Raw genomic sequence first — 14,698 nt, 5'->3', positions numbered from 1 at the left:
CGCGTTGCTGTTCGCGGCTCCGCGCAGTCAGTGGGAGCGGTTGGATGACTGGGGGCAGCAGCTGGGTATGCGGGGCAGCGGTTCGCACGGCATCAGGATGGAGAACGTCCACATCCCGCCGCACATGGCGTTGCCCGGTGTGCAGCTGGTCCAGTACGACGCGACGGCGGGCACGCCGGGGCGGGACCTGCACGGCAATCCGGAGTACGGCGGTGGCCCGCTGTCGTTCATCAACTTCCTGAACTGCTCGATCGCGGTGGGCATGGCGAAGGGAGCGCTGGACGCGTATGAGGATCTGCTGCGCAGCCGCACGACGTTGATCCCGCCGGTGGTGCCCCGCTATCAGGACCCGGACTATCAGCTCTGGTACGGCGAGGCCGTGGGAATGATCGGCACTGCCGAGGCGGCGCTGATGAACGCTGTCCAGCAGTGGCATGACGCGGCTGTGCGAGGGCCGTCCGCGGTGACCCCGGAACTGGACCTGCGTCTCTCGGCCATCAGCCGGCACGTCGCCACGACGGCCTGGACGGCGGTCGAGGGGATCATCCTGCCCACCGCCGGGTCGAGCGCGATCCGCCACGGCGAACGCCTCGAACGCGTCTGGCGGGACCTGTCCACGATGCGCACCCACGCCGGCCTCTCGATCCTGCTACCCACCATCGCCATGCGCGAACTCGCCAAGAGCCTGGTGCATTAGCCGTTGCGTACCGCGCCGCGCTTGCGGCGCGGTACTCGTCGGCGGGACCGGTGGCCTCGGCGCCGCCGTCCCGCCGGTGTCGCGCAGCGGCAGCGATCGCTGCAGAACGCACCGGACCTGGACCAGGTCATCGCAGAGCTGTACCGGGTGCTGCGGCAGGCTGTCGCTCTGCGACTTCAGCCTCGAATCGACAGGTGACCCCAGCGGCTGGCCAAGTTCATGACCCTCCTGAAGCTGGCCGTCCTGCCGTCCCTTGCGGAGTGGAATACGCGGCCGCGCTCACCGGTGGATCGAGGTTCAGGGCAGCCAGCCCGATTCGTACGCCCTCTTGACCGCGTCGACCCGATTGCGGGCGTGCAGCTTGGTCACGATGGTCGTGAGATGGTTGCGGACGGTCCCCACCGACAGGTGCAGGGCCGAGGCGATCTCCGCTGGGCTGGCGCCCCCGGCAGCCAGCCGCAGCACCTCGTGCTCCCGCGTGGACAGCGGATTCTGGCCGCAGTCCCACGCGGACAGGGCCAGCTGCGGGTCGATCACCCGCCGGCCCAGGGAGATGTTGCGAATGGCGGTGGCGAGCTCCTCCGGTGGGGAGTCCTTGAGCATGAAGCCGGACACGCGGGCGTTGAGCGCCCGGCTGACCGTTCCGGATCGGCCCAGGTTCGTGAGGATGAGGGTCCGGCAGTGCGGTAGCTCGCGCTTGAGCTCGGCGGCCGCCGACAGGCCGTCGATGCCCGGAAGGTCGACGTCGATGACCGCGACATCGGGCCGGCAGCGCTTCGCCGTGGGCACGATGTCTGCGCCGCTTTTGACGGCCGCCACCACCTTCAGGTCCCGCTCCAGTTCGATGAGGGCGACCAGCGCCCCGCGGACCATGGCGACATCCTCGGCGAGCAGGATCCGGAGCATGCGAAACTCCTCGATGAGTTCATTGGCCTCGACGGGGTACGCAATCAGGTGCATCAGGTCCGCTGGTGCCGGGCACCCACGAGCTCGTCAGCCTTGATCGCGATTTCCACACATACGCAGAAGCGTCTGTCCCCGCGTACCGTCGCGTTCAACGCGCCGTCGATGATCTCCAGTCGCGAGGCGAGGTTTTCCAGTCCGCCGCCGGCGCGATGGGTGGCGGTGGCCCGCGGCACCCCGTCGTTGGCCAACGACATCGTGACCTGGTCATCCCCCTGTTCCACGGTGATCCAGCAGTTTTGCGCGCTGCTGTGCCGCAGGACATTCGTGATCAGCTCACGCAGGACCATGGCCAGGACATTGTCGACCTTGTCCGGCAGGACTCCACAGTTCATGTCGACGTGCGCGGCGATGTCGGCACTGGCCAACAGCGAGGCCGCGCCCGCCACCTCGTGCGCCAGGGAGAGGTTGCGGTACCCGTCAGCCACTTGCCGCACTTCGGCGACCGCGTGCCGGGCGATGTCGACCACGTCCCGCAGCTCGTCGCTTGCCGTGGCCGGGTCGCTGCTCACGAGCCGCCTGGTCAGCTCGGCTCGCAGCGTGATCGCGGTCAGGCTGTAGCTGAGCAGATCGTGCAGGTCGCGGGCGAAGCGCACCCGTTCCCGGACCACGGCGAGCTGCGCTGCCTCCGTTCGTGCGCCCTGCGCATGCCGGAGCACGGAAGCGAGGCGGAACGCACCGAAGATGATCAAGGCGTCGGCCGCGCTGGCGACCGCCGCGTTGCTCGCGTCGTACACCCCTAGGTGCAGCGCCATGGCCGCCGCGAACAAGCTTGCGATGACCGCGGCGAACAGCGCCCAGCCCGCCGGGCCGCACACCACGAGCAGCAGTGACGCCGCGAAGAGTCCCCCCATCCCCGGCCAGACCGCACCCATGGCCAGCAACGGCAGATAGGTGGCGAGACCTTCGGCGGCGAGGAAGCCCGGCGTCAGCCACCGCGAACGTCGTGCCGTGCCCCGGAAATGGCGGACCTGCAGCACGGCCAGGGTGGTCACCGCGGCCAGTGCGGCGGCCAGCTGTCCCGGTGGCATGGGTAGGGCCAGGATCGCCGTGATCTGTACCGTGAGCAGTACGACCAGGATCATGGGCCGCACGCGTGCAACCCCCGGCAAGCCGTTCTCGGGCTGCGTCTCCGCGGTGGACAGCGTCCGCTTGTTCGTCATGGCGGTGGAGCGGGTCGTTCGGTGCGTGGCCCGCGATGTGATGGTGCGGCCCGGTGCTGTGTCAGCCGATGGGCTGCGGGCCGAAAGGCCCATCCCCCGGCGAGGCGGTCGTAGCGGACCTTGGTCGCGTTCCGTTCTACAATAGCAACGGTGAGTAGTGATTGAGGACCCCCGGTGACTCTTGGTAATCATCGATGATCTTGATTGTATTGCGGATGACTACCTTGTCAGCGTCGCAGGTCGGCACACCTGTCGCACCTTCAAAGATGCTTGCCCGTGACATTCGCGCCCGGGCGGGCCCGCGCAGCTCAGGAAGCCGAGCCGGCAGCACGCTCCATGCTCTGGCGACCGGAAGGCCGGCACGCTGCGTGCAGTGGCGTCGGCCCCGCCGCCGGCCGGCCGGCTCCCCCTCGGCGCCCTGATCCGGCGGCGAGCCGTCAGGCCAGTTCCGGGATCACCTTGCCGGCGAACAGGTCGATGCTGGTCCGGTCGTAGGCCGCGTCGATGAATCGGGCGATCACGTAACCGGCGCCGGTCCGGCCCGCCTCGGTCAGCCGCTCCACGATCTGTTCGGGCGTGCCGACCAGGCCCTGCGCGAGGTACTGCATGAGCGGCTCGAGCTCCTCGGCCGGCAGCAGCGGTTCGTAGTGGGCCCGGGTCCAGGCCAGCTTGTCGGCGACGTCCTTCTCGGTCTCGCCGATGGTCACGTTGAAGCTGATCGACCGGACGATCGCGTCGAAGTCGGTGCCCACGTCCTTGCAGTGCCCGGCCAGGACCTGGGACTTGTGCGCGAACTCATCCAGCGGCACCCCGAAGTTCGTGTACTGCGCGTACTTGGCCGCGATCCGCAGGGTCTTCTGCTCGCCACCGCCCGCGATCCACAACGGGATCCCGCCCTCCTGCGCGGGCAGCGGCCGGCTGGTCGCACCGTCGACCTGGTAGTGCTTCCCCGTCAGGGTGGCCGTGCCGGTCGTCCACATCTGCCGCATGATCTGCACGCCCTCGTCGAGCATGCCGAGCCGATCGGCGGCGCTGGGGAAGCCGTAGCCGTAACTGCGCCATTCGTGCTCGTGCCAACCGGCGCCGATGCCCATCTCCACCCGGCCGCCGGACACGACGTCGACGGTGGCCGCCACCTTGGCCAGGTAGGCCGGGTTGCGGTAGCCCATGCACGTGCAGAGCTGCCCCAGCCGTACCCGCGACGTGCAGGCGGCCAATGCCGCCATCATCGACCACACCTCGAACACCGACTCATCGGACGGTGGGTACGTGAGGAAGTGGTCGGACCCCCAAATCGACTCGAACGGGCCGTCGTCGGCGACCCGGGCAAGCTCACGTATCGAATCCCATTGCTTGGCCGCCGGCATGCCGACGATCTCGAAACCACTGCCCTGGGGTATGGAAAGACCGAAACGCATGCCTTGAAGGTTATTGATCACGAAATGCGCCGTCTTCTCGCATCGTGCCGGCTCGCTTTCAGGGTGGTGGGTGTGTTCGGTGGGGTGCATCTTCGCCGTTGCGCCCGCCCGGCCCGGTGGGTAACCGGCCGGCGCCGGTGCCGGGGCCGTGGGTAGCAACTCGGGAGGTGCGTGGCCGGTGGGATGGAGGTGATCCTCAGGTTCTGGCCGGTGGTGGTTTGCCCGCCCCTTCCCGTCGTTTTCAGGAGTGGATATGAGGCAGCAAGAGGCTCTGGAGACCGCCGGCGCCGGTGGGTTGTCCGATGTTGCCCCCCAGGAGCGCCCGCGCGGTGACACGGAGGTCATGGTCGAGCGGGTTTTCGCCGAGCTGCTCGAGGTTGCCGGGTTGCCGCGTACGGCGTCGGTGTTCGATCTCGGGCTCGACTCGGTGTGGGTGACGGTGGCCTGTGCCCGGCTGGAGCAGCTCGCCGGGGTGCGGGTCAGGTTCACCCAGATCTTCCGGACCCCCACCGTGGCGCAGCTCGCGGCATGGATCGACACCGCCCGCGGCGGGGCGGCCGATGACCAGCCCGTTCCCGGCAGGTCGTCGGCCGCCGAGGGTGACCAGCTGGTGGCGATCACTCCGGTGCAGGCCGAAACGGTTCCGCAGAAGATCGTGGCCGAGTTCGCCTGGTGGTTCGACGGCCCGATCGACGCGGCGGCGCTGGAGCAGGCCGCCACCGATGTGCATCGCCGTCATCAGGCGCTGTACGCCCGGTATCTCAGCGGGCCGGAGCTCGGGCTGGCGGAGGTGCCGGCCGATCCGGGACAGGCGGAGTTCCACCACCTGGGCGAGCAAGCCAGTGACGAGGCGGCGATCGAGGCGCTCAGGCGGACCCTGCGGATGCCGCTGCGAATCGAGCAGGGCTCGGTGTGGCGGCTTGCGCTCGCACGCAGCGGGCAGCGCACCCTGTTCGGGATGGCCCTGGACCACTCCGGGTTCGACGGCCGCTCGTGGGGCATCCTGACCACGGAGCTGTCCGCGGCCTACACGGCGCGGCTGGCCGGCAACCCACCGCAGTGGCCGGGCCGCACCGCGTCACTGGCCGAGATGGCCTGCGACTTCCGGCACCAGCTCGCATCGGCCGACATCGAGACCCAGCGCCAGTACTGGCGCGACGAGATGCGTGACGTGCCGGCCTGCCGGCTTCCCGCCCGCAGCGACGGGTCAGCACAGATCCCCCCGATGCCCGACAACTCCCGGTACTCGATCCCGGGTCCGGCCGTCCTCCGCAACTTCCTCGTATCCCACACGCAACTGCAGCCCTGGGACGAATACGCCCACGCCTACGGCATGCCGCCGTCGGTGGGCATTGCGGCGGTCTACATGGAGTCCCTCATCCGGGCCGGCGCATCACCAGACTTCGCGGTGATGGTCACCATCGCGAACAACTCCGGGGAGGTGATCGACCGAACCGTCACCAACCGGGTCGGCACCATCCTGCTTCGCCCCAACGGCCCGTCCCGGTCAGGCCCGCACCTGCTGGCCCGGACCCGCGAGTCATACCGGCAGGCCATGGGCGCGCGCGACGTGCTCATCATCCCCGAAGAACTGGGCACCGCGCTCAGCGGCGCCCAGAAACTGATCCAGCTCGACCGGCTGGTATCACTGAGCTTCACCTCCGAACCCCGGTTCAGCCTCGGCGACACCACCGGAACACTCATCGCCGAAGGCGCCGTACTCGCCACCGTCTGCAGCTTCGCCGTCATGATCGTCATCTCGCCGATCCCCGAGGGCTACGACATCGACCTGCAGGTACGCACCGACATGCACGACGCCTCCCTCGCCGACGACATCCGGCAGCACTTCCTCGACATCATCGACAGCGGCCCCGAACGACTCGAACAACACACCACATAAACGCAACGACGACTGAAGAACCGGGAGAGGCTCCCGGGAAGACGGAAGGTGCTCAAACCTGACCGTCTTCCCGGGAGCCTCTCTGCGTCGAGGTTCTGCGAGCGGGCGGAGCAAGTGGCTCACATGCTCGACGGGCCGGTCACGACATCTACCTTCGCCTATGCCACCGCGCAATGCGTCCTCGCGGCCGGCACCGCCGGCGGTCGCCGGCGGTCCCTGGACATCGTCACTGCAGCGTGTCGGGGCTGCGAAATATCCGATCAGGTCGACGTCGATCCGTGGCGCAGGTAGCCTATGCCTGCGAATGCGTGGATATGGCGAGCCGCGATCGCGCTCGATAACGGCGGGAAGGTCATGCGCCGGCCTTCGCCGGCAAGATCGCCATGCTGATGAATGTCCGGGCTGTTGCGGCTCATCGTCGAGAGGTGGAGGCATGGGAAAACTGGTATACGTGACATACGTGTCGCTTGACGGCTACATCGAGGACGAAAGCGGCACGTTCGCCTGGCTCCCGGTCGACGACGAGGTATTCGCGTTCACCACCGACCTCCTGCGGTCCGCGGGCACGTTTCTCTACGGGCGGCGCCTGTATGAGTCGATGGCCGTCTGGGAGACCGACCCGACGCTGGCCGCGCGGTCCGACCTCATGGCCGACTTCTCGAGCACCTGGAAGGCGGCGAGTAAAGTCGTCTATTCCACGACCCTCGACGCGGTGTCAACTGCCGACACTCGAATCGAACGCAGTTTCGACCCCGCCGCGGTCCGCGAACTGAAGGCCACGGCCGGCAGCGATCTCACCATCGGCGGCGCCGACATCGCGACGCAGGCGATCAAGGCCGGGCTGGTCGACGAGATCCAGCTGTTCGTCCTGCCCATTGTCGTCGGCGGGGGCAAGCCATGGCTGCCGACCGGCATGCGCACCGACCTCGAGTTCCTCGATGAGCGCCGATTCAAGAACGGCTTCGGATACCTCCGCTACCGCATTCTCGAGCAGTGAACGACGGCCCGGTCCGATTGCCGGCGGCACGTGCACGACAGGCGGAGCGCTGACGGCTGATTCGGCCGGAGTCACAAGGCGCAGGAACCTCGATGAGCTTCCGAACCGGTCATGCCCGCCCTGCCGCACTCAGCAAGGGCGCGTGGGCACGAAGCGCCCCGCCGGGCTGAGTGCCCGGCGGGGCGATGGTGCAGGTGATGGCGTCATCGGAGAACAGGGGTCGTGCGTCCGGCGATGTCGAGGTGGTGGCGGATGGAGCTGCCGGTTTCCTCGCCGGTCATGCCGTCCTTGTGGAAGCGGACGCCGACGCGGCCGGCCGGGCCCGCCTCGGACGGGCCCACCGCCGCATCGCCGGGCGCTCCACCAGCGCATACACGAGCCATGCGGCGAGCGCGGTGGCCAGATAGGCGACGACGATGAACGCGAACGCGGCCACGGTGCCGTACTGGCGAGACGTGAAGTCGCCCAGGAACATCCCGCCCACGCCCCATTGGCTGTTGAGCGCGGCTTGCAGCGAGAAGAACACGGTGACGTGGACGAGATAGAAGGTGTAGGAGATCTCGCCCAGCCAGACCATGCCGCGGCTGCTGAGCAGCGTCCGGCGCCCGGCGACGTCCGCCGCGGCCGCGGCGGTGATCAGCAGGGCGATCGGCATGATGAACAGCGAACGGTACACCCCGTCGAACAGGTTGCCCGGTATGGGTAGGGTCGCCGCCCACACCGCCACCATCAGCACCGCGGTGTGCCACGTCCGCACGCTCGGCCAGCGGCCCGTCATCAGGATCCTGGCCAGGATCATGCCGCCCAGGAACTCGAACATCCGCGTGACCGGGAAGAAGTAGATGAACCACATCTGTGGCCAGGAGAAGGGGGAGAAGGGGGAGTCCGGCGCAGCGCCGGGCAGGAACAGCCACGAGATTCCCGGCACGAGCAGCAGACCGCCCGCGGCCGTCAGCCACGCGTACAGCCACAGCCGGCTGGGCCGGATTCGGCTGACCGGGATCAGCAGGAGCGGGAAGCACAGGTAGAACAGCAGCTCGATCGACAGCGACCACGTCGGTGGGTTGATCGCGAACAGCAGGTATTCGTTGCTCGGCACCCATGCCTGCAGGAGGCCGACGCTGACCAACGCTTCGCGCCACGGGACGGCGCGCCCGGCCAGAAACACCAGGAACAGCACGATGGCACATACCACGAGGTGGCTCGGGAAGATCTTGACGAATCGTCGCCACCAGAACTGTTTCGCAGTGTCGGTCGGCTTGGCCGACCAGGTCATGACGAAGCCGCTCAACACGAAGAAGAACGTGATGCTAATAGCACCGATGTTGTAGGCGAGCATATTGTAGACCTTTTGCACGCCTTGGTCGGAGAACAGCGGCTGGAACGTCGAATGGTGGATGAACACCAGGGTCGCGGCCACGATCCGCAGCGCCGTCACGGAAGGGAGTCTGGTGGCGAAAGGCGCGCGCAACGCCGTTGCCCCGCCTACCTCCGGTGCGACTTCTTTCGCTGTCATCGGCGGTTCAACTTCTTTCGCTGTCATCGGCGGCTGTCCTTTCGCTCTCCGCTGGCTCTCCGCAGCGAGGGTCCCATGTTCCCCGTGGCGAACGCGTCTTCCAGATTGCGTTGTTGCGTTCATCCCGGCGCGCAAGGAACGGGCCCCGGCCGGTGGCCGCCAACTCGACCTCGACGATCAGCCGTCACCGTTCCGGTTGCGGTGGATGGTGCGACTCAGCACGGAGGGAGAGCCGCCGCTCAACGCTGTCCATAGGATCACATCTATGGCTATGGTCGGCATTGTCGTCGTCATCGGGGCGAGCACGGGCGGGTTGCCCGTGTCCGCCGCGCGCCTGATCGCGTTGCGCGTCCTGCGCCGGTCCCGGGCCGCATGATGAGCCGCATCACCGTTTCCACCCGCCGCCTGACCGTGGGCGGGGTCAGCACGCCCCTGCGGGAGGCCGGTCCGGCCGGCGACCGCGAGGCGGTGGTCTTCCTCCACGGCAACCCGGGTTCCGGCGCCGACTGGGACGGCCTGCTGACCCGGGTCGGCGGCTTCGCGCGGGCGATTGCGTGGGACGCGCCGGGATTCGGCCAGGCCGACAAGCCACGCGACTTTCCGCACACGGTCGACGGGCACGCCGCGTACGTCGCCGGCGCCCTCGACACGCTCGGCGTGGAACGCGCTCACCTCGTCATGCACGACTTCGGCGGCGCGTGGGGGCTGGCGTGGGCGGTGGCGCGGCCGGAACGGTTCGCCAGCGCGGTGCTCGTCGACACCGGCGCACTGATCGGATACCGCTGGCACCGGCTGGCCCGCGTCTGGCAGACGCCGGTCGTCGGTGAGCTCTTCATGGCCGCCACCACCAGGCGCGCGTTCAGGGCCATCCTGGGGATCGGCGACCCGTCCGGGCTACCGCGCGATTTCCTCGACCGGATGTTCGACGACTTCGACCGCGACACCAGGCGGGCGGTGCTGCGGCTGTACCGCTCCGCCCGGGACATCGAGGGCTTTTCCCGGCGTACGTCCGCCTCGCTCAGGCCGCTGCGGCGGCCCGCCCTGGTCGTGTGGGGCGCGCACGACCCGTACCTGCCGGTCACCCATGCGCGGCGTCAGGACGTGGCCTTCCCGGACCCCGAGGCGCACGTCTTCGACCACAGTGGACACTGGCCGTTCATCGACGCGCCGGACCGCTGCGCCACCCTGGTCACCAACTTCCTCCAGCGCAACATCGCTCGCTGATCTCACAGCGGATTTCCCCGTCCGCGGCACCTGCGGAAGCCGGCGACGGGGAACTTCTCGAAGAACAGGACCGTGCCCCGCGGCGGGATCTTCCACGGGGCACGGGTCGCGCTGACGCGAGAGGCTCTCGGCTCAGTCTTCCGCCGTTCCGGACCCCGCTTTGATCATGTCCATGACCGTCGAGTCCATGAGCGTGCTGACGTCGCCCAGCGTGCGATTCTCGGCGACGTCCTTCAGCAGGCGTCGCATGATTTTGCCGGAGCGGGTCTTGGGCAGTTCGGCTACGAACGTGATCGAGCGGGGTTTCGCGATGGGACCGAGGGTCTTGGCGACATGGTTGCGCAGGTCGACCTTGAGCTGGTCTCCGGTCTCGTCGGCGGTGTCCACGTTGCTGCGGGCGATGACGAATGCGGCAATGGCCTGGCCGGTGGTCGGGTCGGACGCGCCCACCACGGCCGCCTCCGCGACCGAAGGATGCGATACCAGCGCGGATTCGACTTCGGTGGTGGAGATGTTATGGCCGGAGATGATCATGATGTCGTCGACCCGGCCGAGCAGCCACAGCGCGCCGTCCTCGTCCCGTTTCGCGCCGTCGCCGGCGAAGTAGATCCATTCGTCACCGGAATTGGCGCCGGCGCCGAATTGAGACCAGTAAGTGTCGACAAAGCGTTTGTCGTCGCCCCAGATGGTACGCAGCATCGCAGGCCATGGGTCGCGTAGTACGAGGAAGCCGCCGCCGCCGTTCGGCACCGACTCTGCCTCGTCGTTGACCACGTCGGCGGAGATGCCCGGCAGCGGGGTCATCGCCGAGCCGGGCTTCGTGGCGGTCACGCCGGGCAGCGGGGAGATCATCATCCCGCCGGTCTCGGTCTGCCACCAGGTGTCCACGATGGGGGCGTTGTCGTGGCCGACGTGCTCGCGGTACCACATCCAGGCCTCGGGGTTGATCGGCTCGCCGACGCTGCCGAGGATGCGCAGCGACGACAGGTCGTACTTGGCCGGGATGTCGTCGCCCCACTTCATCATGGTGCGGATGAGGGTGGGCGCGGTGTACAGGATGCTGACCTTGTATTTGTCGACGATCTCCCAGAACCGGCCGCGGTGCGGGGTGTCCGGGGTGCCCTCGTACATGACCTGGGTGGCGCCGTTCGACAGCGGACCGTAGACGATGTGCGAGTGCCCGGTAATCCAGCCGATGTCGGCTGCGCACCAGTGCACGTCGGTTTCGACCTTGAGGTCGAAGACGGCCCAGTGGGTGTACGAGACCTGGGTCAGGTAGCCGCCGGTAGTGTGCAGGATGCCCTTCGGCTTACCGGTCGTGCCCGAGGTGTAGAGGATGAAGAGCGGGTTCTCGGAGTCGAACGCCTTCGGCTCGTGCTTGTCGTTCGCCTGCTCGACGGTCTCGTGCCACCACAGGTCCTTCTCGCCCCAGGTGACGTCCTCACCGGTGCGGCGGACGACCAGCACGTGCTCGATGCTCGAGCATCGAGCGACGGCGTCGTCGACGGTGGGTTTGAGCGCCCACGGTTTGCCGCGCCGGTAACCACCATCCGCGGTGATGACGACTTTCGCGCCCGCGTCCTGGATCCGGGTGGCGAGCGCGTCCACCGAGAATCCACCGAAGACGACGCTATGAGTGGCGCCGACGCGGGCGCAGGCCAGCATCGCGACCGCGGCCTCCGGGATCATCGGCAGGTAGATGGCCACCCGGTCGCCGGCCGTCACGCCGAGCTCGGTCAGCGTGTTCGCCGCCTGGCTGACGCTCTTGAGCAGGTCCGCATATGTGATCGTGCGGGTGTCGCCGGGCTCGCCCTCCCAGTGGATGGCGACCTTTTCCCCCTTGCCCGCCTCGACGTGGCGGTCCACGCAGTTGTAGGCGACGTTCAGCTCGCCGCCGATGAACCACTTGGCGAACGGCGGATTGCTCCAGTCGAGGACCTGATCCCATTTCTTCACCCACGTGAGCCGCTCCGCTTGCCGTGCCCAGAACGCTGGCGCATCGGGGGCGGCGTCGCCGTAAGTGTCCGCCGTGGCGTTGGCATCGGCGGCCAACTCAGGCGGTGGTGCGAACGTTCGCGTCTCGGTGGAGAGATTCTCCAGCGACGTGGTCATGGTGGCAGCTCCTCTCGCGGTCTCAGCGCGCGATCTCAGTCCAGCAGCAATGTCGCCGGCGGGGCATCTTCGACCGTGCTGGGCGCCCGTGGATGGTCCAGCGGGGCCGCCGTGGGCGAGCTTCCGCTGGACCACGTCGCGATCAGCCGGGCTTGCGGCCCCAGGCCTGGACGTACAGGTGTGAGATCACGGTGGTGCCTGGATCGGCGAGGTGACGGCGCAACGCCGCGTGAAGATCGTCGAACTCTTCTCTGGTGATCAGCTCGCTCGCGATGAGCCGGTCACGCAGGTTCTCGGCGAAGTCAGCGAGGACCAAACGCCGCGGGTGTCCGGGCTCGTGGTCGATGTAGACGACGGGCCGCACCCGGACGTCGACGAGGCCTGCGCGGTGGAGCAGGCCGGGCACCCGCCTGCCGACGAACAGGTCGATCGTGTTGCGGTCCGCATACTGCTTGAGGACATCCATGATCGAGAACCACGACTCGGCGGGCGGGTCGCACATCTGCCCCCTCCGATCGCCCTCGTGGAACGCAACCCATCCTCCCGGGCGGGCCAGCCGTACCGCCTCGGCGACGATCTCCTCAGGCCTCGGCACGTTGTGCATGATCAGCCGCTCGGTGACGAGGTCGAAGCTGTTGCCGGGGAGGCCGGTCGCACGCGCATCGCCGAGCCGGACGTCGACGTTGTCCAACGCGCGGTCCACCACGAACTTGCGCGCGAGCTCGACCGACTCCGCGTCGCGCTCGACGCCGATGACGGTTCCGTCCGGCCCCACCCGTCCGGCCAACTCGTCCAGGCAGCCACGGGGTCCCACGCCGAGTTCCACGACGCTCTTACCCTCGAGCGGTCCGACCTGGTCGAACAACCAGGACGCCTCGGACCGGAAGTCCTCCGCCTGTTCCTGGAGCCGCTCGTGCTCCGCGCTCCGATAGCCAAGAAAGTACTGATCCTCGAGAATCATCGATGCTGACTTCCCTCGTTGGTCGCGGCCGCGGCGCGGCCGGGTGAGTTTGGATCCGCTGCTCAGATGTCGAATGCCGTGCCCAGAACGCCGGCGCGTCGGGCGGCGTCGTAGGTGTCCGCCGTGGCGTTGGCATCGACGGCCAACTCAGGCGGTGATGCGAAGGTTCGCGTCTCGGCGGCTCCTCTCGCGGTTTCAGCGCGAGATCTCAGTCCAGCCGCAACGTCGCCGGCGGGCATCTCCGACCGTGCTGGAGGACGTTCTGCAGGCGGGCCTGCGTGGTGGTGGTGGAGACTTTGGCCGGGTCGGAGGTGATCCACATGGTGAGGCGGCGGGGCGAGGGCGGCGGGTGCTCGTTGCCGGCGCGACCCTGAGCCAGGTAGCGGTACAGCAGGCTCTGTCCACCTGGTGTCCCATCGCCTTGATCTCGCCCAGCAGGGCCCAAGTGGTGACGGAGGGTTCCTGCTCACGGCGTTTGCGCAGGTGGTCACGGAACGGGTCGACCAGAGTGGTGGAGTACCTCGGCCCGTGGATCGGCCAGGAACCGGGGACGCCACTTGCCCACAGTGGACAGATGCACGCCGTGGCGTGACCACGACTGGATGACGGTGGCGCTGATCGCCGACCTGCTGTCGTTCGAGGCCGCCGCCGCGTCAGCATGCCACTGCCGTTGCAGCGCCCGCCGATGCATCCTGGTGACCAAGCACACCACCCGCGATCGCGTCCGGGATGCGGGCCGCCTGCGCCGTGAAGAGGTCGCCGAGCGTCTGCTGTTCACTGCTGTGCGTCGTGACGATTCCCCCGCTTAGCCACGGTCGGCGTCGATCAGGCTCTGGGGCCGCATGTCGGTCCAGTGCTCCTCCACGTACTGCAGGCAGCCGGCACGGGAGCTTTCCCCGTACGCGGTGACCCAGCCCTGGGGCACGTCGATGTTCCCGGGCCACAGGCTGTGCTGGCCCTCGCCGTTCACGACCACGAAGTACCGCGCGTCGGTGTCCTCGAAGGGGTTCGTCATGGCTTCTCTTTCCGCTCGTCGGTGCGGGGGGTGGATCAGCGGACGACGCTCTTGGCGAGTTCGCGCATGGCGATGGTGGGTAGCAGGATCGAGAGGCCGGCGTGGGTGCGCATCGTGGACAGGTCCCGCCAGACGCGTTCGAGGCGTTCGCCGTGGCGGATCGCGCTCGACCCGGCGGTGGGCAGGATGATCCCCTCGACCGCCGTCCAGGCCGTCGTGGCGACGTGCCGGCTGATGGCCGAGAGACGCAGGTCCAGTTCCGGGGTCACCGCGGACGGCCCTCGCACAGCCGCGTCATGCCATTGCTGGACAGCGTTCATCAGCGCCGCCTCGGCAGTGCCGATCATTCCCACGGCTTCGCCGTACCAGAGCTGATAGTCCGGGTCCTGATAGCGGGGCACCACCGGCGGGATCAACGTCGTGCGGCTGCGCAGCAGATCCTCATACGCGTCGAGCGCTCCCTTCGCCATGCCCACCGCGATCGAGCAGTTGAGGAAGTTGATGAACGAGAGCGGGCCACCGCCGTACTCCGGATTGCCGTGCAGGTCCCGCCCCGGAGTACCCCCCGTCGCGTCGTACTGGACCAGCTGCACACCGGGCAACGCCATGTGCGGCGGGATGTGAACGTTCTCCATCGTGATGCCGTGCGAACCGCTGCCCCGCATACCCAGCTGCTGCCCCCAGTCATCCAACCGCTCCCACTGACTGCGCGGAGCCGCGAACAGCAACGCG

12 protein-coding genes and 3 pseudogenes are annotated in these 14,698 nt (G+C 68.1%); 5 read left to right on the top strand and 10 right to left on the bottom strand.

Going from position 1 to position 14,698, the window contains the following annotated elements; all coding sequences use genetic code 11:
• Positions 1-697, top strand: a pseudogene (locus tag ABZS58_RS49795) (acyl-CoA dehydrogenase); the annotation flags it as partial.
• 297 nt (positions 698-994) lie between these two features.
• Here the strand turns inward: ABZS58_RS49795 and ABZS58_RS49790 are convergent.
• From ABZS58_RS49790 to ABZS58_RS49780, 3 genes are all read right to left on the bottom strand, one after another.
• Positions 995-1,603: a response regulator transcription factor gene (locus tag ABZS58_RS49790; RefSeq protein ID WP_354791735.1), complete on the bottom strand. Its 609-nt coding sequence runs from the start codon at positions 1,601-1,603 to the stop codon at positions 995-997.
• Between the two features lie 53 nt (positions 1,604-1,656).
• Complete coding sequence (locus ABZS58_RS49785) at positions 1,657-2,823, bottom strand: histidine kinase (RefSeq protein ID WP_354791734.1); 1,167 nt, start codon at positions 2,821-2,823, stop codon at positions 1,657-1,659.
• A 437-nt stretch (positions 2,824-3,260) separates the two neighbouring features.
• Positions 3,261-4,241 (bottom strand): LLM class F420-dependent oxidoreductase, encoded by a 981-nt coding sequence (locus ABZS58_RS49780; RefSeq protein ID WP_354791732.1) that lies wholly within the window; start codon positions 4,239-4,241, stop codon positions 3,261-3,263.
• A gap of 253 nt (positions 4,242-4,494) precedes the next feature.
• Between ABZS58_RS49780 and ABZS58_RS49775 the strand changes: the two genes are divergently transcribed.
• On the top strand, positions 4,495-6,141 hold the full coding sequence (locus tag ABZS58_RS49775) for a condensation domain-containing protein (RefSeq protein WP_354791730.1): 1,647 nt from the start codon (positions 4,495-4,497) through the stop codon (positions 6,139-6,141).
• 260 nt (positions 6,142-6,401) lie between these two features.
• Here the strand turns inward: ABZS58_RS49775 and ABZS58_RS49770 are convergent, their stop codons facing one another.
• On the bottom strand, positions 6,402-6,557 hold the full coding sequence (locus ABZS58_RS49770; RefSeq protein ID WP_354791729.1) for a hypothetical protein: 156 nt from the start codon (positions 6,555-6,557) through the stop codon (positions 6,402-6,404).
• A gap of 17 nt (positions 6,558-6,574) precedes the next feature.
• Here ABZS58_RS49770 and ABZS58_RS49765 point away from each other — a divergent pair, with 17 nt between their 5' ends.
• Positions 6,575-7,138, top strand: a complete 564-nt coding sequence (locus tag ABZS58_RS49765) for a dihydrofolate reductase family protein (protein ID WP_354791727.1) — start codon at positions 6,575-6,577, stop codon at positions 7,136-7,138.
• A gap of 277 nt (positions 7,139-7,415) precedes the next feature.
• Here the strand turns inward: ABZS58_RS49765 and ABZS58_RS49760 are convergent, their stop codons facing one another.
• A complete protein-coding gene (locus ABZS58_RS49760; RefSeq protein WP_354791726.1) occupies positions 7,416-8,681 on the bottom strand; it encodes an acyltransferase in 1,266 nt (421 codons plus the stop codon).
• Positions 8,682-9,026: 345 nt separating this feature from the next.
• Here ABZS58_RS49760 and ABZS58_RS49755 point away from each other — a divergent pair, with 345 nt between their 5' ends.
• Entirely contained in the window at positions 9,027-9,878 is an 852-nt protein-coding gene (locus ABZS58_RS49755) for an alpha/beta hydrolase (protein WP_354791724.1), read from the top strand.
• A 132-nt stretch (positions 9,879-10,010) separates the two neighbouring features.
• On the opposite strand, the gene acs is transcribed toward ABZS58_RS49755, so the two are convergent.
• The 3 genes and pseudogenes from acs to ABZS58_RS49740 all read right to left on the bottom strand — a co-directional run.
• Positions 10,011-11,990, bottom strand: coding sequence for an acetate--CoA ligase (gene acs / locus ABZS58_RS49750; protein ID WP_354791723.1), 1,980 nt, complete (start codon positions 11,988-11,990; stop codon positions 10,011-10,013).
• 142 nt (positions 11,991-12,132) lie between these two features.
• Positions 12,133-12,951 (bottom strand): methyltransferase domain-containing protein, encoded by an 819-nt coding sequence (locus ABZS58_RS49745; RefSeq protein WP_354791721.1) that lies wholly within the window; start codon positions 12,949-12,951, stop codon positions 12,133-12,135.
• A 361-nt stretch (positions 12,952-13,312) separates the two neighbouring features.
• Positions 13,313-13,476, bottom strand: a pseudogene (locus tag ABZS58_RS49740) (ISL3 family transposase); the annotation flags it as partial.
• Positions 13,477-13,553: 77 nt separating this feature from the next.
• Between ABZS58_RS49740 and ABZS58_RS49735 the strand changes: the two are divergent.
• Positions 13,554-13,760: a hypothetical protein gene (locus ABZS58_RS49735; protein ID WP_354791737.1), complete on the top strand. Its 207-nt coding sequence runs from the start codon at positions 13,554-13,556 to the stop codon at positions 13,758-13,760.
• Here the strand turns inward: ABZS58_RS49735 and ABZS58_RS49730 are convergent.
• Both ABZS58_RS49730 and ABZS58_RS49725 read right to left on the bottom strand, forming a co-directional pair.
• Entirely contained in the window at positions 13,757-13,966 is a 210-nt protein-coding gene (locus ABZS58_RS49730) for an MbtH family protein (protein ID WP_354791719.1), read from the bottom strand. The two genes, ABZS58_RS49735 and ABZS58_RS49730, sit on opposite strands and share 4 nt — an antisense overlap.
• A 35-nt stretch (positions 13,967-14,001) precedes the next feature.
• A pseudogene (locus ABZS58_RS49725) lies at positions 14,002-14,698 on the bottom strand (acyl-CoA dehydrogenase); the annotation flags it as partial.

The organism is Dactylosporangium sp. NPDC005555, assembly GCF_040605635.1.
In the GTDB taxonomy this organism is placed as follows: Bacteria; Actinomycetota; Actinomycetes; order Mycobacteriales; family Micromonosporaceae; genus Dactylosporangium.
The sequence above is the reverse complement of the archived record's forward strand: the minus strand, read 5'-3'. Positions and strand labels throughout refer to the sequence as shown.

Coding starts and splice junctions, on each gene's coding strand:
- ABZS58_RS49790 (WP_354791735.1), bottom strand. CDS start 1,603: ATGCTCCGGATCCTGCTCGCCGAGGATGTCGCCATGGTCCGCGGGGCG.
- ABZS58_RS49785 (WP_354791734.1), bottom strand. CDS start 2,823: ATGACGAACAAGCGGACGCTGTCCACCGCGGAGACGCAGCCCGAGAAC.
- ABZS58_RS49780 (WP_354791732.1), bottom strand. CDS start 4,241: ATGCGTTTCGGTCTTTCCATACCCCAGGGCAGTGGTTTCGAGATCGTC.
- ABZS58_RS49775 (WP_354791730.1), top strand. CDS start 4,495: ATGAGGCAGCAAGAGGCTCTGGAGACCGCCGGCGCCGGTGGGTTGTCC.
- ABZS58_RS49770 (WP_354791729.1), bottom strand. CDS start 6,557: ATGAGCCGCAACAGCCCGGACATTCATCAGCATGGCGATCTTGCCGGC.
- ABZS58_RS49765 (WP_354791727.1), top strand. CDS start 6,575: ATGGGAAAACTGGTATACGTGACATACGTGTCGCTTGACGGCTACATC.
- ABZS58_RS49760 (WP_354791726.1), bottom strand. CDS start 8,681: ATGACAGCGAAAGAAGTTGAACCGCCGATGACAGCGAAAGAAGTCGCA.
- ABZS58_RS49755 (WP_354791724.1), top strand. CDS start 9,027: ATGATGAGCCGCATCACCGTTTCCACCCGCCGCCTGACCGTGGGCGGG.
- acs (WP_354791723.1), bottom strand. CDS start 11,990: ATGACCACGTCGCTGGAGAATCTCTCCACCGAGACGCGAACGTTCGCA.
- ABZS58_RS49745 (WP_354791721.1), bottom strand. CDS start 12,951: ATGATTCTCGAGGATCAGTACTTTCTTGGCTATCGGAGCGCGGAGCAC.
- ABZS58_RS49735 (WP_354791737.1), top strand. CDS start 13,554: ATGACGGTGGCGCTGATCGCCGACCTGCTGTCGTTCGAGGCCGCCGCC.
- ABZS58_RS49730 (WP_354791719.1), bottom strand. CDS start 13,966: ATGACGAACCCCTTCGAGGACACCGACGCGCGGTACTTCGTGGTCGTG.